Here is a 23,764-nt window from a genome sequence, read left to right as displayed (position 1 = left end):
AGAACAGCTGATGAATGCTCGCATACTTTTTCTCGCCGGCCTGCTTGGCGCCACCGCGCTCGGCGGCACCGGCGCATTTGCCCAGGACAGCGCCTCCTGTACCGGCGAGGCCGTGACGCTGCGCATTCTGCGCACGCCGGGGAACTACCCCTATCCGGCTCCGATGGAAGCCTGGCAGAAGGAAAATCCCTGCGTCAAGTTCGAGATCAACGAAGTTCCCTTCGCTCAGCTAGCCGACACCATCTCAGTGCAGGCCGCAAGCTCCAACCCGCCTGACGTGCTGGTTTACGACGGTCCGAACACCCAGTCCTACGCAGCCTCCGGAATCCTGCTGCCCATCACCAAGTACCTGCCGAAGGGCTGGGACGAGGACATCCTTCCCGCGACCAAGGCCGAGCACAGCTACGAAGGCGAGGTCTATTCGCCCGGCATCGAGCAGACCACGGTCGCCATGTACTACAACAAGACACTCGTCGAGAAAGCCGGCATCAAGCCGCCGCAGACGCTCGACAAGGCCTGGACATGGCCGGAAGCACTGGCTGCTTTCAAGGCCTGCCAGCAGGGCCCGGCCGGCGCACCGAGCGTCTGGGGTCTCGGCCCGACCCGCTTCGGCAACGGCCAGCCCGGCCTCGTTTACCAGGACCTGATCTACCAGCGCTCCGCCGGCGACCCAAAGGCCGATCCGGAAAGCTCCGCCTACAAGACCTTCTGGGCGCTCTCCAAGGACGGCAAGTCGGTCGAGGGATACCTGAACACGCCGGAAGCGATTGAAGCGCTGAAGTTCTACCAGTCGCTGTTCAACTCCGAAGGTGTCGCACCCAAGGTTGGCATTCCGAACGCCTTCTTCGACGGCAAGGCCTGCTTCTACATCGATACGCCGGCCGCCGGCAGCGCGTTGATCAAGGATCCGAAGATCGAGTGGGGCATCACCCCGATCCCGTACTTCAAGACCCCTATCGTCCACACCGGCTCGACCACGATCGGCGCGACGGCGCGTTCCAAGCATCCCGATATCGCGGCCAAGTTCGTGGTCGACATGTCCACGGGTGAATATGCCTACATGAACGTCAGCCAGCGCGGCAATCTGCCGACGCTGAAGAGCCTGTTCCCGCGCTTCGAGACCTACAACGCCTATCCGATGAAGGTTTTCGTCGATCAGTTGCAGGAATGGGGCCAGCCGCGTCCTCCGGGTCCGAAGTTCGCCCAGTACGACAAGCTCGTTACCGATGCTCTGCGTGCCGTGGCCTTCGGCGGCGATCCGGCCGACCTGATGGCGGACGCCGAGAAGAAAGTACAGCGAGTACTCGATCGCTAAGCATTGGACGCAAGAATGTCGGTCTCAAATACCCTATCCACGGCTTCGGCCAAACCAAAAACGCGAAAGCCCGCTACGAAGCGGCAGAAGCGCGATTGGCTGTTTGCGGCCGGCTTCCTTGCGCCGTTCATGATCCTGTTGCTGGTCTTCCAGTACGTGCCCTTGCTCGTCATGGCCCGTAACAGCGTTTATGATTACTCCCTGCTCAACCCGGCCGCCGCCAAGTTCGTCGGGTTGCGCAACTTCACCGACATGATCGATTATGACGATGCCGCGGTCTCCTTCGGCGTCACCTTCCTTTTCGCGCTGGGCGTCGTCGTCTTCGTCATCCCGGTCGCCTTCTCGCTGGCATTGTTTCTCAATTCGAAGCTGCCGGCGCGCGGTCTTGTCCGAACCATGATCATGCTGCCGGTCGTGACCTCATCCGTGGTTGTCGCCACCATGTGGTCCTTCTTGCTCGACCCATCGAACGGCCTGATCAACGGCGTTTTGAACATCGTCGGCATCGGCAACCAGCCCTTCCTCACATCGACGAGCCAGGCGCTTCCGGCCCTGATCGCCATGACGCTCTGGCAGCAGGTGGGTTTCGGCGCCATTCTCTTCCTGGCCGGTCTGCAGGGCCTGCCGGTGGAACTGACGGAGGCTGCCCGTATCGACGGCGCCACCCGCCGCCAGGTTCTCTGGAATGTGACGATCCCGCTCCTCTCCCGCACGACGCTCTTCGTCGTGGTGATCATGACAGTGTTTTCGCTGCAGGCCTTCGCGCCAGCCTTCCTGATGACCCAGGGCGGACCGCAGGACAGCACCAACCTGATCGTCTACCACATCTACAACAGCGCCTTCATCATGCAGCAGGCCGGCTATGCCTCGGCACTCTCAGTGGCGCTGCTGCTCGTGGTGCTTGCCATCTCCATGGCGCAGATGGCCCTGCTGCGCTCTCGCTGGAATTACTGACATGAAGAAGCAACATCTTAGGCGCGGCGCCATGGTCGCCCTCGTCATCGTCGTCATCCTGTGCTGCTTCCTGGCGCCTTATGCCTGGATCGTCTCCTCGTCCTTCAAGAACCAGCTGACGCTGTTCAACGACGTCACGCCGCTCTCCTGGCGCGCCTTCCTGCCGGTCGAGGGAACGTTCGAGAACTATCGCACGCTGTTCGAGCGCACCAATGTGCTGACGGCACTGATGAACACCGCCATCGTTGCCGGCGGGCAAGTGGCGTTGACGCTGCTGCTCTGCTCGATGGCCGCCTATTCGCTGACGCGCATCCGCTTTCCCGGCGCCAAGATCGTCTTCGTGCTGATCCTGCTCACCTTCCTGCTGCCGATCGAGGCGATGATGGTGCCGCTTTATCAGGTGGTCTCAGGCCTCGGCCTCTCCAACACGCTGCTCGGCGTCATGATCCCCTGGATCGCCAGCCCCTTCGGCCTGTTCCTGCTGAAGCAGGCGTTCGAGGAGCTGCCGGTCGAGCTCGAGGACGCCGCGCGCATCGATGGCGCCGGCCATGTGCGCATCTTCTTTTCGATCGTGCTGCCGAACGTGAAGGTGCCGATGCTGACGCTCGGCCTCATCACCTTCCTGTTTTCGTGGAACAGCTTCCTGTGGCCGCTCGTCATCATCCAGGATCCGGCAATCCAGGTCATCCAGGTGGCGATTGCCCAGCAGGGCTCGCCGACACAGCTGCCGAACTGGGGCGAAACCTTTGCCGGCGCGACTGTCGCGACCGTTCCGCTCATCCTGCTCTTCCTGCTGCTGCAGAAGTATTTCACGCAGGGCATGACCACCAGCGGGATCAAGGGCTAGGCCATGAACGCACCGGCCCGCAGCCTTGCTCCGCTTTCGACACTGGACGCCCCGATGGGCGGACAAATCGGCTATCGCGTCTTCGGAAGCGAAGGCGACTGGCTGGTGCTGATCCACGGCTGGTGCGGCAATGCCGAGCATTGGAACGCGATCGCGCCCGAGCTGGCACGCGACCGCCGGGTGCTCGCGGTCTCGCATCCGGGCTTTGGCGGCATGCTCCCGCCGCCGCCCGAAGGCCAGACGATCCGGGCAATGGGCGCCGCCGTCGCGCATCTGCTTGATCATCTCGGGATCGAAGGCGCGACGCTGATCGGGCACTCGATGGGTGGCCCGATCGTGACTGAGGTCGCGATCATCGCGCCTGATCGCGTCAAGGCCCTGATCGGTCTCGATACGTTGACGGACCGCGACTATTACGGCCGCGTACCGCACGACGAGCTCGTCAGGCGCCACCAGGAGTTCGCCGCCGACTACGCGGGCCGCATGCGCGCGATGATCGATATCATCGTGCATCCCTCGACGGACGAGGCGATGCGCCAGGCAATTACCGACGACATGATCGCTTCGGCACCTGCCTCCTTCGCGCTGGATGTGAAGGACGACCTCTTCGCCTGGGACGCGGAAGAGCGCTGGCCGCTGGTAGCCTGTCCCGCCGTGATGCTCAATTCGACCTGGGTCGCGCGACTGGCCGATCCCAAGCCGATGGACTGCTTCAGCAGGACCGATGTCGTCGAATACGACTCCGGTCACTTCCCGATGATCGAAGCTCCCGCGATGATTGTGGAAAAGCTTCGAACCTGTCTTGCGACGCTCGTATACCCATAATCCACCCATTGAATGCACCGCAAAAAGAAAAGTATAAATGCCGCCAGCAAAATATAAATTGGCCATTCGCAGTTCCGCGAGAGGAGTGACCGCATTGGATCAGGATGACACGCGTTTGCCCGAGGCGGCGAACGGGATGCGCGCTCCGACCCGCGCCGGCGAACTGCGCGAGCAGCTTGAGCAGATGATCCTCGACGGCAGGCTCGAACCCGGCGAGCGGCTGGACGAGATGGAACTCGCGCGTCGCTTCGGCCTGTCGCGGACGCCGGTGCGCGAAGCCATCAAGGCACTGCTGGCGATCGGGCTTGTCGAAACACGCGGCCGCCAGGGCACGCATGTCGCGTTGCTCTCCATTCCGGCGCTGATCGAGATGTTCGACGTGATGTCAGCTCTTGAAGGCCTCTGCGCCCGCCTGGCCGCCCGCCGCGCGACGCCCGCCGAACGCGCCGGCATGCGCAAGGTGCACGAGGAACTGGTAGAAGCCTACAATTCCGGCGATCCGGTTGCCTTCTACAAGGTGAACCAGAAATTCCACGACCAGCTCTACGAAGCAGCCCACACGCATTTCATTGCCGATCAGGCGATCCAGCTTCGCCGCCGCATTGGCGCCTACCGCATGCGCGCCACCTACCAGCCCGGCCGCATGCTGAGCACGCTGACCGAGCACGTCCGCATCATGGACGCGATCGATGCCAGCGATCCGGAAGCGGCGCGCAAGGCGGCTAGCGATCACGTCCAGCTCCTGGGCGATCAGTTGACCGATTTCATATCGTCGCTGCCGGCGCATATGAGCCGCGCTCAGTAACAAGGTCGAGCTTCACGCTCGCAAGGAGACCGTGCGGCAATCGTCGCGCGGAGGAGGAAACATATGCCTACCTTGGAACGCCTCGTCATCCTCAACCAACTCGGCCCGGAACTCGGCAAGACTCTCGAAGAGCATCCGTCCCGGCCGGTCGTGATTCAGGATTCCGCGCCGGCAGAGCCATGGAAGATCGCGCCTGAGGCCGATATCCTGGTCACCGGAGGCTCTGCCAGCTGGAAGCAGGCGCCGCGCGACTGGCGGTTTCCAGAACGGCTGAAATGGGTGCAATCGCAGACGACAGGCATCGAAATCTATCCGCCGAGCCTGTTTCAGGACCGAGTCATGACCTGCGGACGTGGACTGAACGCGCTACCGATCGCCGAGTTCGTCTTCGCGGCGATACTGCGCGCCGAGAAGCGGCTTGAACAGACGCGCGCCCGCAGCGAAGCTGACTGGCGCCGGCACGACATCGGCCGCCTCTACGGCAAGACGCTCGGTCTCATCGGGTTTGGAAGCCTCGGCAAGGCCGTCGCCCGCCGCGCCCTCGCATTCGAAATGAACGTCATGGTCAACCGGCGCACGGCCTGGGAGGGCGACAGCGGCATCGTCTCAGCCACGATCGATCAGGTCTTCGCGGCTGCCGACCACCTCGTCATCGCAGCACCGCTGACGTCAGAGACCGAAGGAATGATCGATCGCGAATTGCTCCACAAGGCGAAACCGGGATTGCATCTCATCAACATTTCGCGCGGCGGCCTTGTCGATCAGGAAGCACTGGTAGAGGCACTCGTTGCGGGAGATATCGGCGGCGCGACGCTTGATGTGACGACGCCGGAACCGTTGCCCGACGGACACCCGCTCTACGCCTTGCCCAATGTCTTCATAAGTCCGCATATCTCCTGGGCAGGAGGCGATCAGGATCAGGCCTTCCAGCACCGCCTGATGAAAAACCTCGACGCCTATCTTAAAGGCGAAGAGCTCGAGGCGCTCGTCGATCCCGTGCGCGGCTATTGATCGGGATCGACGCCACCGTGAACTTACGCCTGAAGCGTACAGATTATCGTTCCGAAAGCCCTGTGCGAAGCCTGGCAATAAAGAGCCGGGTTCGGACCGGAAGGAGCTTCCGCCCAGGCATGGCGGCCCAGATTGGAGTTACGGCTTGCTTCTGAAAGCTTCTCGCGCCTCATCATACCGCTGCACCAATGGAGCTTCTGATCGAAGACTTCGCGCTCGTGTTTGATGACGACTTTCTGGCCCTCCTTGCGCGACGCATTGGCCCGTCCAAGCTTTCGCGCAGACGGGGGCCGGCAATTCATGCCGACCCAGGTCGGCTCTATTCCTGCAGGCTCTCGCGCAGCTTGGCGACCTCGCTCTCGGAGACCGGCGGAGCAGCGTTGCCCCAGTCGTTTCGAACATAGGTGACGACGTTGGCGATATCCTTGTCGGACAGGTTCCAGGCAAAAGATGGCATGGACGGTCCCGTCGGAGCCGCATGCGTGCTGCCAGACTGGCTGCCGGCGAGCACGACGCGGATGAGGTTCGTCGCGTCGTCACCATTGACGAGCGGCGCCTTGGCAAGCTGCGGGAAAAGCTTCGGTATGCCCGCGCCATCAGGCGTGTGGCATGCGGAGCAACGATCCGCATAGATCGCCGCGCCCGCGACCATCCGGCCATCCGTCGCCGGGATGGGCTGTGGTGCCGCCGCCGACGTCGCATCGGTGTCCTTCAGGTAGTTTGCGACTGCCTTCAGGTCGGCATCGGTCCAATGCCGGCTCGACTTTTCGACTTCCTCGGCCATTGGCCCGGACGCGATGTCGAAGCGGTTCGCGCCAGTCTTCAGGTAGGCGATAATGTCGTCTTCCGACCACGAGCCGATACCCTTGTGTGCATCCGCGGTGATATCCGGCGCATACCAGTTGTCGAGAACGCCGCCCTTCAGGAATTCGCCGCTCTTGTCGCCACCGAGCATGTTCTTCGGCGTGTGGCAGGTGCCGCAGTGCGCCAGACCCTGGACGATATAGGCGCCGCGGTTCCATTCTTCCGACTTCGACGTGTCGGGCTGGTATTCGCCCTTTTCGAAGTTCATCGCGTTCCAAACGGAAAGGCTCGCACGAATATTGAACGGGAAGGGCAGCAGATTGGTCTCGACCTTGTTGCGAACCGGCTCCAGGCTCTGGAGATAGGCAAAGATCGCCGCGTTGTCCTCTTTTGTGACCTTGGTATAGGCCGTGAACGGCATCGCACCGTAAAGGTGGTAGCCACCCCGTCCCTCGCCTTCGGACATGACCTTCTGGAATTGCTCCGGCGTCATCCGTCCGATTCCAGTCTCCGGATCAGGGGTGATGTTGGCGCCGACAAGATCACCGAAGGGGGTCTTCAGGGTGACGCCTCCGGCAAACGGCTGGCCTCCAGGCGCTGTATGGCATGCGGAACAGTCTCCTAGCGTCGCAAGATAGCGGCCCTTCTGGATCTGCTCGAAGGAATCTTCACGGGGTGACTGGGCCCCAGCGGAATGCGCGGCAAGTGTCAGAGCACTCGCTGCAATCAGAAGAACTTTTCTCATGCTTGCACCAGGGGGCCAGGGTTTTTCAGATACTGGTTGCGAATGGCGTCCGCCGCCTTGAAGGCGAGCGCGCCCACCGTGCCGGTCGGATTGTAGCCGGGGTTCTGCGGGAATGCGGATGCACCGACGACAAAGAGGTTCGGGACGTCCCAAGTCTGCAGGTACTTGTTGACGGAACTGGTCTTGGGATCGGCCCCCATGACGAAGCCGCCGACGACGTGCGACGACTGATATGGCCCCGTGTTCCAATGCCCCTTCATCGGGTTTTTCACGATCTGCTTGGCGCCCATCGCCTGCGCGATCTCGCCAACCTTGTCCGTACAGTACGCCGCCATCCTGAGATCGTTCTCGGGGAAGTCGAAGGTGATGCGCAGCAGCGGTCGGCCGAGATTGTCGGTGTAGGTCGGGTCGAGCGACAGGTAGTTGTTGCGCGTTGTGTAGCTCGAAGCCTCGCAGCCCACGCCCGCCGTCGAAAGATAGTTGTCGACAGTCGCCTTCTTCCATTCCGAACCCCACTTCGGTGTTCCCGGTGGCGTCGGCCGGTAGCCAATGGGCGCCGCGCCGATCGGCGTGATGCGGATACTGCCGCCACCGAGGAAGCCCAAGCCGGAGTGGTCGAAGTTGTCGTTGTTGAACTCGTCGATCCCCATGCCTACGGCGCCGCCGCCGATGAAGGGGTTGAAGTTCTTGTCGTCGAAGAACATCTGGACGCTGTTCGCCGTCTGGTAGGCATAGTTGCGGCCGGTGGTCCCGACATTGGTGTTCGGATCGTAGGGCGTACCGACGCCTGAAAGCAGCATCAGCCGGACGTTCTCGAACGTAAAGGCCGTCACGACGACCAGATCGGCGGGCTGTTCCCACTCTTCGCCGGACGAATCCACGAAGATGACGCCCGTCGCCTTCTTGCCCGTCGAATCCAGCGTGATCTTCAGCACCTCGGAGTTGGTGCGCGCAGTGAAATTGGACTTGCGCACGAGGGCCGGAAGGATGGTCGTGATCGCGCTCGCCTTGGAATAGTTGGCACAGCCGTAGTTCGTGCAGAAGCCGCAGAAGGTGCACGGGCCCATCGTGACGCCGAGCGGATTGGTATAGGCCTCGGAGATCAACGCCGAGGGGACCGGGAACGGATTATAGCCGAGTTCCTTTGCCGCCTTGGCAAACAGGGTCGGGCCATAGGGCTGCTTCATCGGCCCGGTCGGATATTCGTTGGAGCGCGGTCCCTCGAACGGATTGCCGCCCTCCTTGATCTCGCCGCGCAGATTGCCGGCTTTTCCGGAAATGCCGGCAATCTTGTCGAAGGCATCGTAGAACGGCTCCATCTCCTCCCAGTCGGTGCCCCAGTCCTGCAGAACCAGTTCTTCCGGAATGGCGTTCGCCCCATATTTCTCCGTCAGGTGGCTCTTCAGCCGGAACTCGTCGGGCTGGAAGCGAAACGTGATGCCCGCCCAGTGGTTGCCGGCGCCGCCGGTGCCGTTACCAGGATGGAAGGACCCCCAGTTGCGCATCGGCAGCGCGGTCTGCGAGGGATTGTTTCGCGCCGTAATGGTGTTCTGCGCGGTGCGCAGCATCAGCTCCTGGCGCTGGGCGTAGCGAAGCTCGTCGGCCACGGAGGCGACGTTGAAGTCGGCGGCCGTATCACGCCAAGGGCCGCGTTCCAGGGCAACGACGTCAAGGCCCTGGTCGGTCAGTTCGTTCGCGATGATCGAGCCGGCCCAGCCGAGGCCGATGACCACGACATCTGTGGAAGGAAGTTTGCGAGCCATGGTTCTAATTCCTTGCTGTCCATTCCGGCCGGCCGGCAATGCTGAGCGGCGGCAAGTCGATCTTCTCATTGTGGCGTTCGACATATTCGCGGTAGTCGTAGCGGGCGCCGGGGAAGCCGATCATCCGCCAGGAGACCATATCGCGATTGCCGCCGTAGATCGGATCGCCGAAGAAACCCTCCATGGTGTTGGATAGGATCTGGCCGAAGAACATCTTTGAATCGATGCCGTCGAGTTTGATCTCGCCGCTCTCCAGGCCCTTGATAACCTTGTCCTGGTCGGCCTCGCCGAGCTCGGCGAAGACCTTTCCATTTGCGCTTCGACAGTGTGCGTTGATGGCCGCGATGCCGATCCTGTAGCGCTGCCGCGGAACAAGTTCAGACTGGTCGCCCTGCTCCGGGGTGCCCGCCATGAACGGTCCCTTCATGTAAAGCCGCTCGAACGTGCCGTAGGAGCCCGCGAGCTGACGGTCGATGAAATTCGCGCAACCCGCATCCTTTCCGGAAACGCTGAGCTCATCTGCGGGAATGATTCGCGAAACGATCGCCTCGACGGTGGTCGCCTCTTCCGCCGTGAAGAAGTACCAGCCGCTAGGGCCGAGCGTCTCCGGCGGATTGTAGTCGAAGGGCTTGAAGGGCGCGACACCGCGAATGATGGTGGCGCCGGCGCTTCCCGCCGCCAGCACGAAGAAGGCGGCGACGCCGGAGCGCAGCACCTGCCTTCGGCTGATGGAGCCGGTGAGTTTGGCGTTCATAGGTTGAACCTCGTTGTTTTGAAAAGAATTCCGTTCTCGCGCGGCGAGCCGAAGGGCCGGGATAGCGCCATTGGGACAGGGGCCCGGCTCTGAAGCTGCGGGCATCCCGTAGATCGCGGGACGCTGGCGCAATGGGTGGGACAGTGTTCCGTCGCGCGGCCCCTCAGCAGAAGCCTGATTCTGGTCCTGGGACATCGGTAACGGGTTGCAGTACGGATCGAGCGCCCTAGGTGCTTTCCATAGGCTTCGACGCCTGATCTCGGACAGAGCCGCATGATCTTGCCCCCCTTTCGGGCCGAATGCGCAAGAATATTGTTCGCATCCTCATAATCAGTTATGACACTACTTGATATTCGTCAATGCTGTGGGGGAGGATTTTACCTTGGTTGAAGTTTGCGACGTCTGGGCCGCGCCCGGCTTTTTGATCCGCCGGTGCCATCAGATCGCTACCGGCATTTTCCTCGAGGAAGCGAAAGCCGAGGATCTCACGCCCGTCCAATTTGCGGCGCTTGCCTTCGTTCACTTCGAGCCCGAGATAGACCAGCGAACCCTTGGAGAGATGATTGCGCTCGATCGCTCCTCGGTCACGAAATGCATCGATCGTCTTGAGCGACGTGGCTTCATCCACCGAAAGGTGAGCCCTAGTGACAAGCGCGCCCGCCTGCTGACGCTGACGCCGCTTGGAGCGTCCGCCCTCAGCGATGTGTCCAAGGCTGCCAACCGTACACGCACCCGAATCGAAACGTCTTTTGGCGCCGAAAAGCTTGCGCAATTGTCCACTCTGCTTGCCGAGTTCGCAGACGCGCTCAATTCGACCAGCCGTGCACCCCTGACGAGTCAAGCGTGATCGAATGCTGGTCGCTCGGGGCGCGGAGCATATCAGCCCGAACGGTGGAGGGACCGCCCTCGAACGTGTTTGATAGTCACTGGTGCGCGCGGCGGGCCGGTGCGCCGATCTAAGCCGTCGATCCCCAGCGCACCGAGCACGTCATGGTGATGCTGTGCGGCCCGTCCAGCTCGGCATCGTGCCGCTCGATCAGGTCGACGACAGCATCGATGAACGCGACGTGGTCGAGGCTGAGCGTCGTGAGATCGTTGCAATCCCATGCCGCCATGGCGATGCCGTCCTGCCCGACGATGGCGATATCGCCGGGCGTATTCTTGCCGAGGATGCGGCGGGCGGCATCGCGCGCGCCGATCGCCATCACGTCGTTGCCGCAGATGATGGCGTCCACCTTGGAGCGATGCAGCAGCATGACGGCTTCCTTGAAGCCGGAATCATAGGTGTAGTCCCCGAAGGCCTGCGCCTCGAACGCCAGTCCGCGCTTGGCGAGCGCATCCGCGAACCACTTGCGACGCAGCTTGTCGATCCAGCTCGATTGCGTGCCGGAGAGGTAGGCGAAACGCGTCTTCCCGTCGCCGACGATCTTGGCGATGATCTCGTCCGCTGCGGCGGAGCCATCGATGCTGATGCTCGAAACACTGTCGCTCGCCAACGGTTCGAAGGAGACGATAATCGGCTTGGTCGTGTGAAAGATGTCCACCGCATCCTGCATCGACACCATGTCGGAAAACACGACGACATGATCGACCTGATAAGTCGAAGCGAGCCGCATCAGTTGCAGACGATCGGCGTGATCGGCGCAGCACAGGATGATCGGCAGCAGTTGGCGGGCCTGCAGGCGGTGCACCAGCAGCTGCTGCTCCTCCGCCTCGCAGGGATTTCCGATGGCATTGACGACAAGGGCAACGAGACGGGACCGCTGGTTGTTCAGCGAGCGCGCGATGGCGTTGGGTTGATAGCCATATTCGCGGGCAACCGACAATATCCGGTCGCGCGTCGCATTGCCGATGCGCGAGTCCGGCGAGAACGCGCGCGAGATAGTGGCGGACGACACGCCGGCGAGCTTGGCCAGTTCCTTCGACGTGATCCGCTTCTTATTCATGTTGCAAGTCCAAACTCTACGAAGCGACGATCCTGACGGGCTCGCCGTCTGCGGCTGCCGATGCCTTGATGGCGTCCCACAACCGCGCGAATCGCAGGCCCATCTCGACCGAACCGGAGTTTTCCATGGTTCCCGCGCGGATTGCGAGGAAGTTCTTCATCGGATTGCCGAGAATCTCCGCCTCTTCGCGCGCCTCGTCCGCGCCATCGACGCTGATCTCGCGCCAGCCGCCCCAGGCATCGATGCGCACGATCGCCTTCGAATAGAAGAAGGTGATGTAGGAAGCGCAGCCGCGCGGCCCCTCGCCCGCCGCCGTCAACGTGACCAGGGCGCCGTTTTCAAGTCGCGCAGAGACCGCGGATGCGATGTCCACCTTCTTGCCACGATTATTCATGTAGGCCGAAACGCTGGCGAAGTCGGAGCCGGCAAGCAGGCAGACTGTATTCATCATGTGCGCGCCGGTATCGAACATGAAGCCGCCGCCGGAAATTTCCGGCTGCTGTTTCCAGTGGCCGTCATAATTGTCCGACCAGCTTTCCCATATCATGCCCGAGATCGCGATGAGCTCGCCGAATTCACCGGCGAGTGCCCGCCTTCTCGTGTCGAGCACCAGCGGCGATAGCCCTCCTTGAAAAGCGGTGACAACGGTCACGCCGCTTTTCCTCTGCGCGGCGATCAGCCTCTCTGCCTCCGCCACCGTCGTCACCATCGGCTTTTCCAGAAAGAGATCGAGACCGGCCTCCGCCACCGCCGTAGCCTGCTCCCCGTGAAAGGCATGCGGCGTGGAGACATAGACGATATCGAGCTCTTCGCGGCAAGCAGCCAGCATTTCACGGTAGTCCTCGAAGGACCTGGGCGCGGCCGCCCCTGCCGCGAGGCAAACATCGATCAGGCGCTGTCGCGAGGATGCCGTCGTGTCTGATATCGCGACGAACTCGATCTCCGACATGTGTGCCCAGCTATGCGCATACTCGGCCGCCTTCAGCCCGGCGCCGATCACGCCAAGTCGCAGCTTTGCCACCATTGAATTCCTCCCTCGATCACTCTGTGTACACGTTTACACAAATCGGAATTTCAGCGCAACACATGATTACCACATGTATTTCAATGCATTATTCTGTGGAAACGCCTCGGAGTGAATCCACCTTGCGCAAAATGAGAATGCGTGTACATTTTTACGCACGGTGCTGGAGGGCGCCGCTCACAAAAAGGGAGGATAGTCCGTTGAGAAAAACGGTCATTGGTGGCTTGTGCGCCATTCTGCTGGGTGCGGTATCGACGCTGGCGCACGCCGAAACAATCCGAATTGCCAATCACGGCCAGGCCGGCATCGACGCGATGAAGTCGACCGTCGCGGCCATCGAGAAGAAATACGGCGTGACCGTCGAGGTGGTCGAATACCCGGCGCCCGACAAGGATTATCTGACCAAGCTTTTGACGGAACTCGGCGCCGGCAATGGTCCGGACCTGTTCTCCATCCCGAGCACCGCCGCCGTTGCCGATATGGTCGAGGCCGGTTATCTCGCGCCCATCACCGCCGAGTTCAAGGCCTGGGACGGCTACGCCAATTTCTATGACGTGGCCAAGCAGCTCGCCGTCAGCCCCGATGGCGAAACCTACGTGATGCCCTTCATGCTCGGCATCCAGGAAATCTACTATCGCAAGGACGTGCTGGAGAAGGCCGGCATTTCGACGGAACAGCCGAAGAACTGGCAGGACCTGCTCGATCGCGCCGCCGAGGTGAAGAAGAAGACAGGCGCTTACGGGCTTCTGTTCCCGGCCGGTGTGTCCTGGGGCAGCGGCGCCTTCGATGAAGGCTTCCAGCACCTGATCGTCGGCTCCAAGACGCCGCAGATCGTCGATGCCGACGGCAAGCTCGATCTCAACGGCGAAGGCGTCAAGGACGTCTTCAACGTCTACAAGCAGTTGATCGACAACGACCTGATGCCGGTCCAGCCGCTGCTCGGGCCAGAGCCCTGGGTCGTGCCGAAATATGAGATGTTTCCGCAGGGCAAGCTGGTCGCGACCACTTGCGGCTCGTGGTGCTACATCTTCGACTGGGGCCGCGAGAGCAAGAACCCCATGCCTGATGTGACCAAGATCGTCGGCACGTGGACGGTGCCGGGCCAGGACGGCGGGCAATATGTGCTTGCCAACCTCGCAGCCCCGTGGGCCGTCAACTCCAAGTCGGCAAATGTGGAGCTGGCCAAGAAGGCGCTCATGGAGATTGGTTCGGTCGAGACGCAGGTCTCCTACGCGGCCCGCATCGGCAACATTCCATCCAGCAAGGATGCCGCCGGCAATGCCGACTTCCAGAAGCTGACCGAACTCGTGCCGATCCACGCGGCGGCTGAAAACGGCGTGTTCCTGAAGCAGGCCTCCGGCTTCGCGACGGTCGCCGAGGGCGTGGCGCGGGCGACCGAAGCGCTGCTGCGCAAGGAAACCGATGCGGCCGGGGCGCAGAAGATCCTGGTCGACTACGTGAAGGAAACCCTGGGCGACGACGTGGTCAAATAACCACGTAACTCCCCTTCGCCCGCATGAGGGACGCGGCCATTGCGGTCGCGTCCCTCAGCCAGCCCGCATTGCCGTATTCAATGAAACCGTGAGCGTCCATGGCCCGAAACTCTCATGAAAGGCGCGTCGAAAGACAGCTCCTGTTCATCCTGATGCCGTCGCTGGCCCTGTTGCTGGCCTTCGTCATCTATCCGGCCGTTTATTCCGTCTATCTGAGCTTCACCAACGAGGCCCTGACCGGGGCGGCTGCGCTGCGGCCGCGTTTCGTCGGCCTGCGCAACTACATGCGCCTCTTCAACGACGCCAAGTTCTGGAACGCGCTGCTCGTCACCTTCTTCTTCGTCATCGGCTCGGCGGTGATCGGCCAATTCGTGCTCGGCCTGGTATCGGCGATGGCACTGCGGCGGCGCATTCATTTCGGGCGGATCTTCAGCTCGCTCATCCTGCTGCCGAACGCAGCACCGGAGGTCGTCGCCGGTTTCATGTGGATCTCGATGCTGGCAGGCGGCGAACACGCGACGCTGAGCCGCATCGTGATGTTCTTCGGCGTGACGCCGGCGGACTGGCTGCAGGTCTTCCCGCTGACGATGATCATCGTCGTCAATACCTGGCGCGGCATCGCCACGGCGATGATCCTCCTGACCGCCGGCCTCAGCACCATCCCCGACGAGATCTACGAAGCCGCCCGCATGGATGGCGCCACGCCCTCGCAAATGTTCCGGCGCATCACGCTGCCGCTGATGATGCCGACGATCCTTCTCTACATGCTGATCTCGGCCGTTTCGACAATCGCCGTCTTCGGGCTCGTCTACGCACTGACCCGCGGTGGCCCGAGCGGCGCCACGGAGGTGATCAGCATCTACATCTATAACCAGTCCTTCACGGCGTTTCAGCTCGGCTATGGCGCGGCGGTCGCGGTGGTCGCCCTCATCATCTCGTTGCTGCTCGGCATAGCCTATGTGCGGGCGATGAAAGTGGAGGTCTGAGATGGCCGTATCCTCGCCCGCCGAAGTCGCAAATCGCACGCGTTCGGACGCGCTTGCCTATGCGACACTGTCGCTGATCTCGATCTTCTGCGCCGTGCCGTTCTTCTGGGTGCTGCTCGCCTCCCTCGACGGAAACGCCCAGCTCTTCCTGCGCTGGCCGCAGCAGTGGACACTCGACAACTATCTGAGGGTTTTCACGAAGGAAGACGGCGCGCGGTGGCTGTTCAACTCACTCTTCGTCGTCGGCGGAGCGACTGTTCTCGTCATGGTGCTTGCCGGTCTTGGCGGCTATGCGCTGTCGCGCACACGGGCCTGGTGGAAGCTGCCGTTCCTCTACGCGATCCTGCTCATCCGCGTGCTGCCGCCGACGGCGCTGGTGGTGCCGCTCTATAAATTCCTGCTGACGCTGAACAATGCCGAAGGGGCGATCCTGCGGCCGATCCTCGGCGAATATGCGCGGCCGGTCATGCGCTGGACAGGCTTCATCGACGGCTATCTCGGCCTCATCCTGGTGCTCGCGACCATGCAGCTGCCGCTGGCGCTGTGGATCATGAAGACCTTCTTCGACGGGCTGCCGCGCGACTATGAGGAAGCGGCGTTGATGGATGGAGCAACCCTCATCCAGCGCATTCGCCGCGTATTGATCCCGCTGGCGCTGCCGGGGCTCGCCGCCGCCGGGCTGTTCGCCTTCATGTCGGCCTGGGGCGATTTCCTGCTGCCGCTGATCTTCCTGTCCTCGCCCGAACTGCAGACCCTGCCGCTTGGTCTCTTCCGCGCCTTCCTGCGCATCAACGAGATCGACTATGGCCTGCTCGCGGCACTCGCCTTCATCTATCTCCTGCCTGCCGTCATCGCCTTCGGCTTCGCGCGGCGCTTCCTCGTCCAGACCTTCGCGGGCGGCGTCAAAGGCTGACGCCAAGAAAGAGTTTCGCAGATGATCAATCTCAAGAATGTTCGCAAATTCTATGGCGCCCTCGAGGTCATCAAGGGCGTGGACATCACCGTCGAGGACGGCGAGTTCGCGGTGTTCGTCGGCCCGTCCGGCTGCGGCAAGTCCACCCTCTTGCGCATGATCGCGGGCCTCGAAGGCATCGATGACGGCGACCTGATCCTCAATGGCAAGCGCATCAACGACGTGCCGCCGGACAAACGCGGCATCGCCATGGTGTTCCAGTCCTACGCGCTCTATCCTCATATGACTGTGGCCGAGAACATCGGCTTTTCGCTGAGCCTCAAGAAGGTGCCGGAAGCGGAGATCCGCCGTGAAGTCGGCGCCGTCGCCGAGGTGCTGCAACTGACGGACTATCTCGATCGCCGCCCCGCCGCCCTCTCGGGAGGCCAGCGCCAGCGCGTCGCCATCGGCCGCGCCATCATCAAAAAGCCGTCGCTTATCCTCTTCGACGAGCCGCTTTCCAACCTCGATTCGGCGCTGCGCGTGCAGATGCGCGCCGAATTGCAGCGACTGCACCGGGAGCTGAAGGCGACCGTCGTCTACGTCACCCACGACCAGGTGGAAGCGATGACCATGGCCGACCGGATCGTTGTCCTGAACAAGGGGCTGGTCGCGCAGCAGGGCTCGCCGATGTCGCTCTACCATCACCCCGACAACGAGTTCGTCGCGACCTTCATCGGCTCGCCGAAGATGAACGTTCTCCCGGTCGCCATCAGCCGCCCGCAAGCGAACGGCATTCGCGTCGAAAGCCCCACCGGGCTTTCCCTCGACCTCGCGGATGCCGGAGCCACCCTCCCCAATGGCGAGGCTAGGCTGGGCATCCGGCCGGAACACCTGAAGATCGCCGCCGATGGCATCGGCAATTTCTCGGCCGAGGTCGTGATCGTCGAGCGCCTCGGCGTCGAAACCTACCTGACGGTCGGTTCGCAGCAAGAGCCGATCGTCGTGCGCGCCGAGGGCGATATCGCCGTGCGCCCGGGCGACCGCGTGGCGCTCACCGTCGACGGCAACGCCTGCCATCTCTTCGACCCGAGCGGCCAGGTGATCCGCACCGCGCGGTCGCAATGACAACCTCCCAAGACCAACAGTCGACAACATCGAGGACATCATGACAATCAAGGTCACCATCTGGAACGAGGGCCGCCACGAGCAACTGCACAAGGAGGTTCAGGAGATCTACCCCGACCGCATCGACGGCGCGATCGCGGCCGGTATCGAGCATCCCGATTTCCATATCCGCCGCGGCACGCTCGACGATCCGGACGAAGGGCTTCCCGATTCCGTGCTCGATGATACCGACGTGCTGCTCTGGTGGGGGCATATGGCGCATGAGGATGTGAGCGACGGCCTGATCAACCGCGTGCAGCAGCGCGTATTGAAAGGCATGGGCCTGCTGGTGCTGCATTCCGGCCACCATTCGAAGCTCTTCCGTCGCCTCATGGGCACCAACGCCAATCTCTCCTGGCGCGAAACGGCGGAAGGCGATCTGGAGCGGGTCTGGGTCGTCAACCCGTCACATCCGATCGCCGAGGGTTTGCCGCCCTATTTCGAGGTCAATGCTTCCGAAATGTACGGCGAGCCCTTCGACATCCCGCAGCCGGACGAACTGGTCTTCATCTCCTGGTACTCGGGCGGCGAGGTGTTTCGCAGCGGCTGCACCTTCCAGCGTGGCCGCGGGCGCATCTTCTTCTTCAGCCCGGGACACGAGACTTACCCGATCTATCACGACAGGATGATCCACAAGGTCATCTCCAACGGCATCCGCTGGGCCAACCAGAAGCATACCGACGGGCGTATCCTTGAAAACTGGCACCGCGCCGAGCCGATCCACGGCCGTCCGGACCGCAAGGGCTGACCGATTCGACGACCGACAAGCCGAAGCGCGGAGCATTCCGTGCTTCGCGCCTTGCGTCAGCCGCCGCGGATCGAACCGCGCCAGACGAGCTCGGCGCGAAGCCTGAGCGACTGTTCCTGATTGCTCACGATCTCGGGCTGGGCCTCGGACAGCCACTCCACCGCCTTGGCGGCAATCGTCGATACCGGCTGAGCGAATGTGGTGAGGTCGTAGGACGACCACGACGCCTGCTCGATATCGTCGAATCCGGCCACGCATAGCTGGTTGGGGATCGACATCGAAAACTGATGGCGCGCCGTGTCCATGAAGCCGCAGGCGAGAAGGTCGGTGGCGCAGAACACCGCGTCCGGCCGCTCGGAACGCGTCAGCAGCCGCTGCGCCAGAACCTTGCCGGCCTCGTATCCCGTCCAGCCGTAGCGCTCGACCGTCACGTCCATGCCGAGCGCTCGCGCGCCGGCAACGAAGCCGCGCTCGCGCGCCATCAGGCTCGGCGTGCCGGCTTCCGAATTGGCGAAGGCGAGGCGGCGACAGCCCGCCCTGACGAAGGCGGTCACGACGCGGCCGGCCGCCTCGTAGTCGTCGAGATTGATGCGCAACGGACCCGGCTGGTCGTCGTCGCGGTTGATCAGCACCAGACGCTGGCCGCTACGCAGGCAGAGCTGCGCGATCGACTTGTCCGGCAGGCCCGAGAGGATGATCGATGCATCGGCGCGATAGCTGATCGCCTGCCGCAGGGCGCGGTCGACGCTGCCGTCCGAGCGATCGGTATTGATCAGCATCGCGACCTTGCCGGCGTTCTGCAATTGCAGCGTCAGCTCCCGCAGCAGCGCCGCCCGATAAGGTGTCGCGACGTCGGAAACGATCAGGCAGACTATCCCGCTTTCGTTGCGCATGAGACCGCGTGCAAGCTCGTTGACATGATACCCGAGAGCATCCGCCGCCTCGAGCACGCGCCGGCGGGTTTCCGCCGAGACGCTCGCGCCTGGCGTGAACGTTCGCGATACGGCGGACCGGGATACGCCGGCCTTCTCCGCAACTTCCTGCGCGCTGACATAAACCTTTGCAGACACTTCGATCTCTCCGTTGCATGGACTTTTGCACCATATTGCAACTGCGTGCAAGCGCCTCCTCTTGCGCCAATGTGAAACTTTCATGACGAAGGCCATTGACACACCGATCCGCCTCATGCAGCATTTGCACACGCTTGCAATAGCGGGTGACGTGGAGGCGTCGCAACAATCTGGAGGAAATCATGGGTTCGGTAAAATTTGCCGCGGCTGCCCTGGCCGCGAGTGTGACTTTCGTTGCCTATTCCGCGCATGCCGCCGGCGATCTCAACCTGATCTGCTCGGCCGATGTCGTCATCTGCGAAATGATGAAGGACAATTTCGAGAAGGCGACCGATATCAAGGTGAACATGGTCCGCCTGTCATCCGGCGAGACCTACGCGAAGGTTCGCGCCGAGGCCCGCAACCCGAAGACCGATATTTGGTGGGCCGGCACCGGCGATCCCCACCTGCAGGCCGCCAGCGAAGGCCTGACGCAGGAATACAAGTCGCCGATGCTCGATCAGCTACAGGACTGGGCGAAGAAGCAGGCCGAAAGCGCCAACTACCGGACGGTCGGCGTCTATGCCGGTGCGCTCGGCTGGGGCTACAACACCGATATCCTCGCGAAAAAGGGCATGAAGGAACCGAAGTGCTGGGCCGATCTGCTCGACGCCTCCTACAAGGGCGAGATCCAGATGGCCAACCCGAACTCCTCGGGCACGGCTTATACGGCACTCGCGACGCTGGTGCAGATCATGGGCGAGGACAAGGCTTTCGACTATCTCGGCAAGCTCAACGCCAACATCTCGCAATACACCAAGTCGGGCTCGGCGCCGGTCAAGGCCGCAGCGCGCGGCGAAACGACCATCGGCGTCGTCTTCATGCATGACGCTGTTGCCCAAACGGTCGAAGGCTTTCCGGTGAAGTCGGTCGCCCCCTGCGAGGGCACGGGCTACGAGATCGGCTCGATGTCGATCATCAAGGGCGCGAAGAACCTGGAGAACGCCAAGAAGTGGTACGACTGGGCGCTGACCGCCGAGGTGCAGTCGCACATGAAGGACGCCAAGTCCTTCCAGCTGCCGTCGAACAAGTCGGCCGAGGTTCCGAAGGAATCCCCGAAGTTCGAGGACATCAAGCTGATCGACTACGACTTCAAGACCTATGGCGACCCCACCAAGCGCAAGGAACTGCTCGGCCGTTGGGACAAGGAAATCGGCGCCAAGGCCAACTGAGCCCGCGCTCCTTCACGACATGGCCGCACCGCCGGCCATGTCGATGACCACGGATCGATGACGAGAAAGCGATACCACCATGACACATCACAATCGGCGGCTGGATATCGCGCTTGCCATCGGTCTCGCCGCGTTTGTCCTGCTTCCATGGTATCGGGTCGAGGGCGGCTTCTACGGCTTCGGCTGGCTTTCCGGCTTTCCTGGTGATGCGGCGACGGCGCCCGGCATTCTCGAACTGGTCAGCCATGGCCGTTGGTGGCTTTCGATCGCTGCCGCGCTTCTGCTTCTCGGCGTCGCGGCCCGCTTCGTCTCCGACCCCGCGCGGCGTGGAGCGCTGCTTTTGTGCGCCGGCACGGCCGGTACGCTTTTCCTTGCCCTGCAGGGGCTGGCGATCGGCTTTTCCGGCTGGAGCTGGACGATCAGCGAAACGCTCTTCGGCGCGCTTTCAGACGGCCAGCCCTCCATGGGTGCCGGCGCCGTCCTGCTCGGCATCGTCTTCGTGCTGCTCGCGTCATTCGGCCTGGCGGATCGCGGCGCAATGAAGGGCGATGCCTTCGTCGTCGGCGCCATCGCCATGCTGGTGTTCCTGGTCGCCATATTCGTCTTCTACCCGATCGGCAGCATGTTCGTCGGCGCCTTCCAGGATTTCGACGGCTCCTTCAACCCGGATGGCTTCCTCACCAACATCCAGGATCCCTCGATCTGGAGCCTGAACTGCTTGGTCGGCGGCGACCGGTGCGGCGTTGCCTGGCGCACGCTCTGGCTGGCGATCATGACCGCCGGCGGCTCGACGCTGCTCGGCCTCTGCTTCGCTCTGGTCGCCACCCGTACGCGCTTTCCCTTCAAGAAGGGGCTGCGGCTGCTGACGATCCTGCCGATCATCACGCCGCCCTTCGTCGTCGGCCTGGCGCTGACGCTGCTCTTCGGGCGCTCCGGCGTCGCCACGCAGGCGATCTCCTCCCTGCTCGGCATCGAGCCCGGCCGCTGGCTCTATGGCCTGACCGGCATCTGGATCGCCCAGGTCCTTTCCTTCACGCCCATTTCCTTCCTCGTGCTGATCGGCGTCGTCGAAGGTGTCAGCCCATCGATGGAAGAAGCGTCGCAGACGCTTCGCGCCGATCGCTGGCGCACCTTCTGGCGCGTCTCGCTGCCGCTGATGAAACCGGGCCTCGCCAACGCCTTCCTGATCGGCTTCATCGAAAGCATGGCCGACTTCGGCAATCCCCTCGTGCTTGGCGGCAGCCATGGCGTGCTGTCGACAGAGATCTTCTTCGCCGTCGTCGGCTCGCAGAACGATCCGTCCCGCGCTGCCGTGCTCGCCATGGTCCTGTTGCTCTTCACGCTCTCCGCCTTCCTCGCGCAACGCGTCTGGCTGGCGGGCAAGAGCTTCGCGACGGTCACAGGCAAGGGTGATTCAGGCGCGCACATCGCCCTGCCGCGTGGCCTCTCGATCGCCGTCCACGCCATCGTCATCCCGTGGATGATCTTCACGATCGTGGTCTACGCCATGATCCTTTTCGGCGGCTTCGTCCGTACCTGGGGGCTCGACAACACGCTGACCTTCGACCACTACGCCCGCGCCTTCTCGATCGGCTTGCGCGACGATGGCGGGCTGGCCTGGACCGGCGTTGCCTGGAACTCGTTCTGGACGACGATGGAAATCGCGCTGATCGCGGCGCCGCTGACGGCGGCCGTCGGCCTGCTCACCGCCTATCTCATCGTCCGCCAGAAGTTCGTCGGGCGCAACCTCTTCGAATTCGCGCTGATGATGAGCTTCGCCATCCCCGGCACGGTCATCGGCATCAGCTACATCATGGCCTTCAACCTGCCTCCGCTCGAGATGACGGGCACCGCCGTGATCCTGATCGCCTGCTTCGTCTTCCGCAACATGCCCGTCGGCGTGCGCGGCGGAGTGGCGGCGATGAGCCAGCTGGACAAGAGCCTCGACGAGGCCTCGCTGACGTTGCGCGCCAACAGCTTCCGCACCATCCGCAAGGTGATCCTGCCGCTGCTCAGGCCGGCGATCACCGCGGCGCTCGTCTATTCCTTCGTGCGCGCCATCACATCGATCAGCGCCGTGATCTTCCTGGTGAGCGCGCAATACAACATGGCGACATCCTACATCGTCGGCCTCGTCGAGAACGGCGAGTACGGTGTGGCGATCGCCTATTCCTCCGTCCTCATCCTCGTGATGGTCACCGTGATCGCCGGCTTCCAGCTATTGGTCGGCGAGCGGCGGTTGCGACGAGAAAACCGCGTGGCATCCGCCGCGCCCACGACAATGGCATCGGCAAAGATCGGCCAGGAGAAAACCGCATGAGCACCACCCGTCCCGGCTCCGTCGTCTTCCAGAACGTGCGTAAATCCTTCGGCGCCTTTACCGCCATCCCGGACCTGTCGCTCACCATCGAACCCGGCACGCTGGTCACGCTGCTTGGCCCTTCCGGCTGCGGCAAGACGACGACACTTCGCATGCTGGCGGGGCTCGAGCACCCCTCGTCCGGCCGTATCCTGATCGGCGGCAAGGACGTGACCATGCTGCCGGCCAACGAACGCGATGTGTCGATGGTGTTCCAGTCCTATGCGCTCTTTCCGCACATGACGGCGCTCGACAATGTTGCCTATGGGCTGGAATCATCAGGCATCAAGCGCAAGGAAGCGCACGAGCGTGCCGCCGACGGGCTGGCCCTTGTCGGCCTTGCCGGCATGGGCCAGCGCCTGCCGGCCGAACTCTCGGGCGGCCAGCAGCAGCGCGTCGCCGTCGCCCGCGCATTGGTCCTGGAGCCGCAGGTGCTGCTGCTCGACGAACCGCTGTCCAACCTTGACGCGCGTCTGCGCCGCCGGGTGCGCACCGAGATCCGCGACCTGCAGCAGCGCCTTGGTTTCACCGCCGTCTACGTCACCCACGACCAGGATGAGGCGCTGGCGGTATCCGACCAGATCATCGTCATGAAGGAAGGCGAGATCGCCCAGCAGGGCGCCCCGCGCGATCTCTACGACGCACCCGCATCCGCCTTCATCGCCGACTTCATGGGCGAAGCCAATGTCGTTCCCTGCGAGGTGATCGATATCGAGGAGGGCCGCGCGACGATCAATGTCGAGGGTCTCCGGCATCGCGTGCCCGGCCGCAACCTCAAGGCCGGTCCGGCGCAGCTCGCGGTTCGTCCTAACGCCATCACGCTTTCGCCGCGCACGGCCGCAAGCGCCTTCAACGGCGAGATCACCCATGCCGCCTATCTGGGCGATCACGTCGAATACGAGGTGAAGACCAGCAAAGGCACGCTTTTCGTCGTCGATCCGGCCGTGGAGAGAAGCTTGCCGCCGGCCACCGAGGTGGAAATCGGCTTCAAGGACCGCGGCATCGCCATCATCAGCGGCTGAGCCGCCTGTTTATCCAAGGAATT

Annotated in this window: 21 protein-coding genes; 15 read left to right on the top strand and 6 right to left on the bottom strand. The window is 62.8% G+C overall.

Annotated features, from left to right (window positions below; translation table 11 throughout):
* The first annotated feature begins 10 nt into the window (after positions 1-10).
* The 6 genes from QTL95_RS01955 (at position 11) to QTL95_RS01930 (ending at position 5,757) form a co-directional block, all read left to right on the top strand.
* Positions 11-1,315, top strand: a complete 1,305-nt coding sequence (locus tag QTL95_RS01955; protein ID WP_289718280.1) for an ABC transporter substrate-binding protein — start codon at positions 11-13, stop codon at positions 1,313-1,315.
* Positions 1,316-1,330: 15 nt separating this feature from the next.
* Entirely contained in the window at positions 1,331-2,269 is a 939-nt protein-coding gene (locus tag QTL95_RS01950; RefSeq protein WP_051961529.1) for a carbohydrate ABC transporter permease, read from the top strand.
* Between the two features lies 1 nt (position 2,270).
* On the top strand, positions 2,271-3,116 hold the full coding sequence (locus QTL95_RS01945; protein ID WP_052213787.1) for a carbohydrate ABC transporter permease: 846 nt from the start codon (positions 2,271-2,273) through the stop codon (positions 3,114-3,116).
* Positions 3,117-3,119: 3 nt separating this feature from the next.
* Complete coding sequence (locus QTL95_RS01940) at positions 3,120-3,941, top strand: alpha/beta fold hydrolase (protein ID WP_289718279.1); 822 nt, start codon at positions 3,120-3,122, stop codon at positions 3,939-3,941.
* An 85-nt stretch (positions 3,942-4,026) separates the two neighbouring features.
* The gene (locus tag QTL95_RS01935; RefSeq protein ID WP_442981242.1) at positions 4,027-4,746 is read left to right on the top strand and encodes a GntR family transcriptional regulator; all 720 of its coding nucleotides are present in this window, start codon (positions 4,027-4,029) and stop codon (positions 4,744-4,746) included.
* 63 nt (positions 4,747-4,809) lie between these two features.
* Complete coding sequence (locus tag QTL95_RS01930) at positions 4,810-5,757, top strand: NAD(P)-dependent oxidoreductase (RefSeq protein ID WP_289718277.1); 948 nt, start codon at positions 4,810-4,812, stop codon at positions 5,755-5,757.
* Between the two features lie 319 nt (positions 5,758-6,076).
* On the opposite strand, the gene QTL95_RS01925 is transcribed toward QTL95_RS01930, so the two are convergent.
* Genes QTL95_RS01925 through QTL95_RS01915 form a run of 3 tightly spaced genes read right to left on the bottom strand, consistent with a single transcriptional unit; the run spans position 6,077 to position 9,823 of the window.
* The gene (locus QTL95_RS01925) at positions 6,077-7,306 is read right to left on the bottom strand and encodes a c-type cytochrome (protein ID WP_289718276.1); all 1,230 of its coding nucleotides are present in this window, start codon (positions 7,304-7,306) and stop codon (positions 6,077-6,079) included.
* Positions 7,303-9,069, bottom strand: a complete 1,767-nt coding sequence (locus tag QTL95_RS01920) for a GMC family oxidoreductase (RefSeq protein ID WP_289718275.1) — start codon at positions 9,067-9,069, stop codon at positions 7,303-7,305. The genes QTL95_RS01925 and QTL95_RS01920 overlap by 4 nt, the downstream gene beginning before the upstream one ends.
* 4 nt (positions 9,070-9,073) lie before the next feature.
* On the bottom strand, positions 9,074-9,823 hold the full coding sequence (locus QTL95_RS01915) for a gluconate 2-dehydrogenase subunit 3 family protein (protein WP_289718274.1): 750 nt from the start codon (positions 9,821-9,823) through the stop codon (positions 9,074-9,076).
* 364 nt (positions 9,824-10,187) lie between these two features.
* On the opposite strand from QTL95_RS01915, the gene QTL95_RS28615 reads away from it, so the two are divergent.
* The gene (locus tag QTL95_RS28615) at positions 10,188-10,670 is read left to right on the top strand and encodes a MarR family winged helix-turn-helix transcriptional regulator (protein WP_442981249.1); all 483 of its coding nucleotides are present in this window, start codon (positions 10,188-10,190) and stop codon (positions 10,668-10,670) included.
* A 109-nt stretch (positions 10,671-10,779) separates the two neighbouring features.
* On the opposite strand, the gene QTL95_RS01905 is transcribed toward QTL95_RS28615, so the two are convergent.
* Together QTL95_RS01905 and QTL95_RS01900 are read right to left on the bottom strand one after the other, a co-directional pair.
* On the bottom strand, positions 10,780-11,769 hold the full coding sequence (locus QTL95_RS01905) for a LacI family DNA-binding transcriptional regulator (protein WP_289718272.1): 990 nt from the start codon (positions 11,767-11,769) through the stop codon (positions 10,780-10,782).
* 16 nt (positions 11,770-11,785) lie between these two features.
* Positions 11,786-12,793: a Gfo/Idh/MocA family protein gene (locus QTL95_RS01900; RefSeq protein WP_289718271.1), complete on the bottom strand. Its 1,008-nt coding sequence runs from the start codon at positions 12,791-12,793 to the stop codon at positions 11,786-11,788.
* 200 nt (positions 12,794-12,993) lie between these two features.
* Here QTL95_RS01900 and QTL95_RS01895 point away from each other — a divergent pair, with 200 nt between their 5' ends.
* The 5 genes from QTL95_RS01895 to QTL95_RS01875 all read left to right on the top strand — a co-directional run bounded on the left by QTL95_RS01895 (position 12,994) and on the right by QTL95_RS01875 (position 18,079).
* Positions 12,994-14,286, top strand: coding sequence for an ABC transporter substrate-binding protein (locus tag QTL95_RS01895; protein ID WP_289718270.1), 1,293 nt, complete (start codon positions 12,994-12,996; stop codon positions 14,284-14,286).
* A 98-nt stretch (positions 14,287-14,384) separates the two neighbouring features.
* Positions 14,385-15,272: a carbohydrate ABC transporter permease gene (locus tag QTL95_RS01890; RefSeq protein WP_289718269.1), complete on the top strand. Its 888-nt coding sequence runs from the start codon at positions 14,385-14,387 to the stop codon at positions 15,270-15,272.
* Between the two features lies 1 nt (position 15,273).
* Positions 15,274-16,185: a carbohydrate ABC transporter permease gene (locus tag QTL95_RS01885; protein WP_289718268.1), complete on the top strand. Its 912-nt coding sequence runs from the start codon at positions 15,274-15,276 to the stop codon at positions 16,183-16,185.
* Positions 16,186-16,206: 21 nt separating this feature from the next.
* On the top strand, positions 16,207-17,292 hold the full coding sequence (locus QTL95_RS01880; protein WP_289718267.1) for an ABC transporter ATP-binding protein: 1,086 nt from the start codon (positions 16,207-16,209) through the stop codon (positions 17,290-17,292).
* A 40-nt stretch (positions 17,293-17,332) separates the two neighbouring features.
* Positions 17,333-18,079, top strand: coding sequence for a ThuA domain-containing protein (locus tag QTL95_RS01875; RefSeq protein WP_289718266.1), 747 nt, complete (start codon positions 17,333-17,335; stop codon positions 18,077-18,079).
* Between the two features lie 56 nt (positions 18,080-18,135).
* Here the strand turns inward: QTL95_RS01875 and QTL95_RS01870 are convergent, their stop codons facing one another.
* On the bottom strand, positions 18,136-19,149 hold the full coding sequence (locus QTL95_RS01870; RefSeq protein WP_289718265.1) for a LacI family DNA-binding transcriptional regulator: 1,014 nt from the start codon (positions 19,147-19,149) through the stop codon (positions 18,136-18,138).
* A gap of 182 nt (positions 19,150-19,331) precedes the next feature.
* Between QTL95_RS01870 and QTL95_RS01865 the strand changes: the two genes are divergently transcribed.
* The 3 genes from QTL95_RS01865 to QTL95_RS01855 all read left to right on the top strand — a co-directional run bounded on the left by QTL95_RS01865 (position 19,332) and on the right by QTL95_RS01855 (position 23,741).
* Complete coding sequence (locus QTL95_RS01865) at positions 19,332-20,360, top strand: ABC transporter substrate-binding protein (protein ID WP_289718264.1); 1,029 nt, start codon at positions 19,332-19,334, stop codon at positions 20,358-20,360.
* 79 nt (positions 20,361-20,439) lie between these two features.
* Positions 20,440-22,680: an ABC transporter permease gene (locus tag QTL95_RS01860; protein ID WP_289718263.1), complete on the top strand. Its 2,241-nt coding sequence runs from the start codon at positions 20,440-20,442 to the stop codon at positions 22,678-22,680.
* The gene (locus QTL95_RS01855) at positions 22,677-23,741 is read left to right on the top strand and encodes an ABC transporter ATP-binding protein (RefSeq protein WP_289718262.1); all 1,065 of its coding nucleotides are present in this window, start codon (positions 22,677-22,679) and stop codon (positions 23,739-23,741) included. Before QTL95_RS01860 ends, QTL95_RS01855 begins: the two co-directional genes overlap by 4 nt.
* Positions 23,742-23,764 lie beyond the last annotated feature (23 nt).

The organism is Rhizobium sp. S152, from assembly GCF_030380735.1.
Classification (GTDB): domain Bacteria; phylum Pseudomonadota; class Alphaproteobacteria; order Rhizobiales; family Rhizobiaceae; genus Rhizobium.
Note: the sequence above shows the minus strand (reverse complement) of the source record. Positions and strands in the feature narration are given on the sequence as shown.

What these genes read in the sequence shown, in the direction of transcription:
- QTL95_RS01955 (WP_289718280.1), top strand. Translation starts at nt 11, where the DNA reads ATGAATGCTCGCATACTTTTTCTCGCCGGCCTGCTTGGCGCCACCGCG.
- QTL95_RS01950 (WP_051961529.1), top strand. Translation starts at nt 1,331, where the DNA reads ATGTCGGTCTCAAATACCCTATCCACGGCTTCGGCCAAACCAAAAACG.
- QTL95_RS01945 (WP_052213787.1), top strand. Translation starts at nt 2,271, where the DNA reads ATGAAGAAGCAACATCTTAGGCGCGGCGCCATGGTCGCCCTCGTCATC.
- QTL95_RS01940 (WP_289718279.1), top strand. Translation starts at nt 3,120, where the DNA reads ATGAACGCACCGGCCCGCAGCCTTGCTCCGCTTTCGACACTGGACGCC.
- QTL95_RS01930 (WP_289718277.1), top strand. Translation starts at nt 4,810, where the DNA reads ATGCCTACCTTGGAACGCCTCGTCATCCTCAACCAACTCGGCCCGGAA.
- QTL95_RS01925 (WP_289718276.1), bottom strand. Translation starts at nt 7,306, where the DNA reads ATGAGAAAAGTTCTTCTGATTGCAGCGAGTGCTCTGACACTTGCCGCG.
- QTL95_RS01920 (WP_289718275.1), bottom strand. Translation starts at nt 9,069, where the DNA reads ATGGCTCGCAAACTTCCTTCCACAGATGTCGTGGTCATCGGCCTCGGC.
- QTL95_RS01915 (WP_289718274.1), bottom strand. Translation starts at nt 9,823, where the DNA reads ATGAACGCCAAACTCACCGGCTCCATCAGCCGAAGGCAGGTGCTGCGC.
- QTL95_RS01905 (WP_289718272.1), bottom strand. Translation starts at nt 11,769, where the DNA reads ATGAATAAGAAGCGGATCACGTCGAAGGAACTGGCCAAGCTCGCCGGC.
- QTL95_RS01900 (WP_289718271.1), bottom strand. Translation starts at nt 12,793, where the DNA reads ATGGTGGCAAAGCTGCGACTTGGCGTGATCGGCGCCGGGCTGAAGGCG.
- QTL95_RS01890 (WP_289718269.1), top strand. Translation starts at nt 14,385, where the DNA reads ATGGCCCGAAACTCTCATGAAAGGCGCGTCGAAAGACAGCTCCTGTTC.
- QTL95_RS01885 (WP_289718268.1), top strand. Translation starts at nt 15,274, where the DNA reads ATGGCCGTATCCTCGCCCGCCGAAGTCGCAAATCGCACGCGTTCGGAC.
- QTL95_RS01880 (WP_289718267.1), top strand. Translation starts at nt 16,207, where the DNA reads ATGATCAATCTCAAGAATGTTCGCAAATTCTATGGCGCCCTCGAGGTC.
- QTL95_RS01875 (WP_289718266.1), top strand. Translation starts at nt 17,333, where the DNA reads ATGACAATCAAGGTCACCATCTGGAACGAGGGCCGCCACGAGCAACTG.
- QTL95_RS01865 (WP_289718264.1), top strand. Translation starts at nt 19,332, where the DNA reads ATGGGTTCGGTAAAATTTGCCGCGGCTGCCCTGGCCGCGAGTGTGACT.
- QTL95_RS01860 (WP_289718263.1), top strand. Translation starts at nt 20,440, where the DNA reads ATGACACATCACAATCGGCGGCTGGATATCGCGCTTGCCATCGGTCTC.
- QTL95_RS01855 (WP_289718262.1), top strand. Translation starts at nt 22,677, where the DNA reads ATGAGCACCACCCGTCCCGGCTCCGTCGTCTTCCAGAACGTGCGTAAA.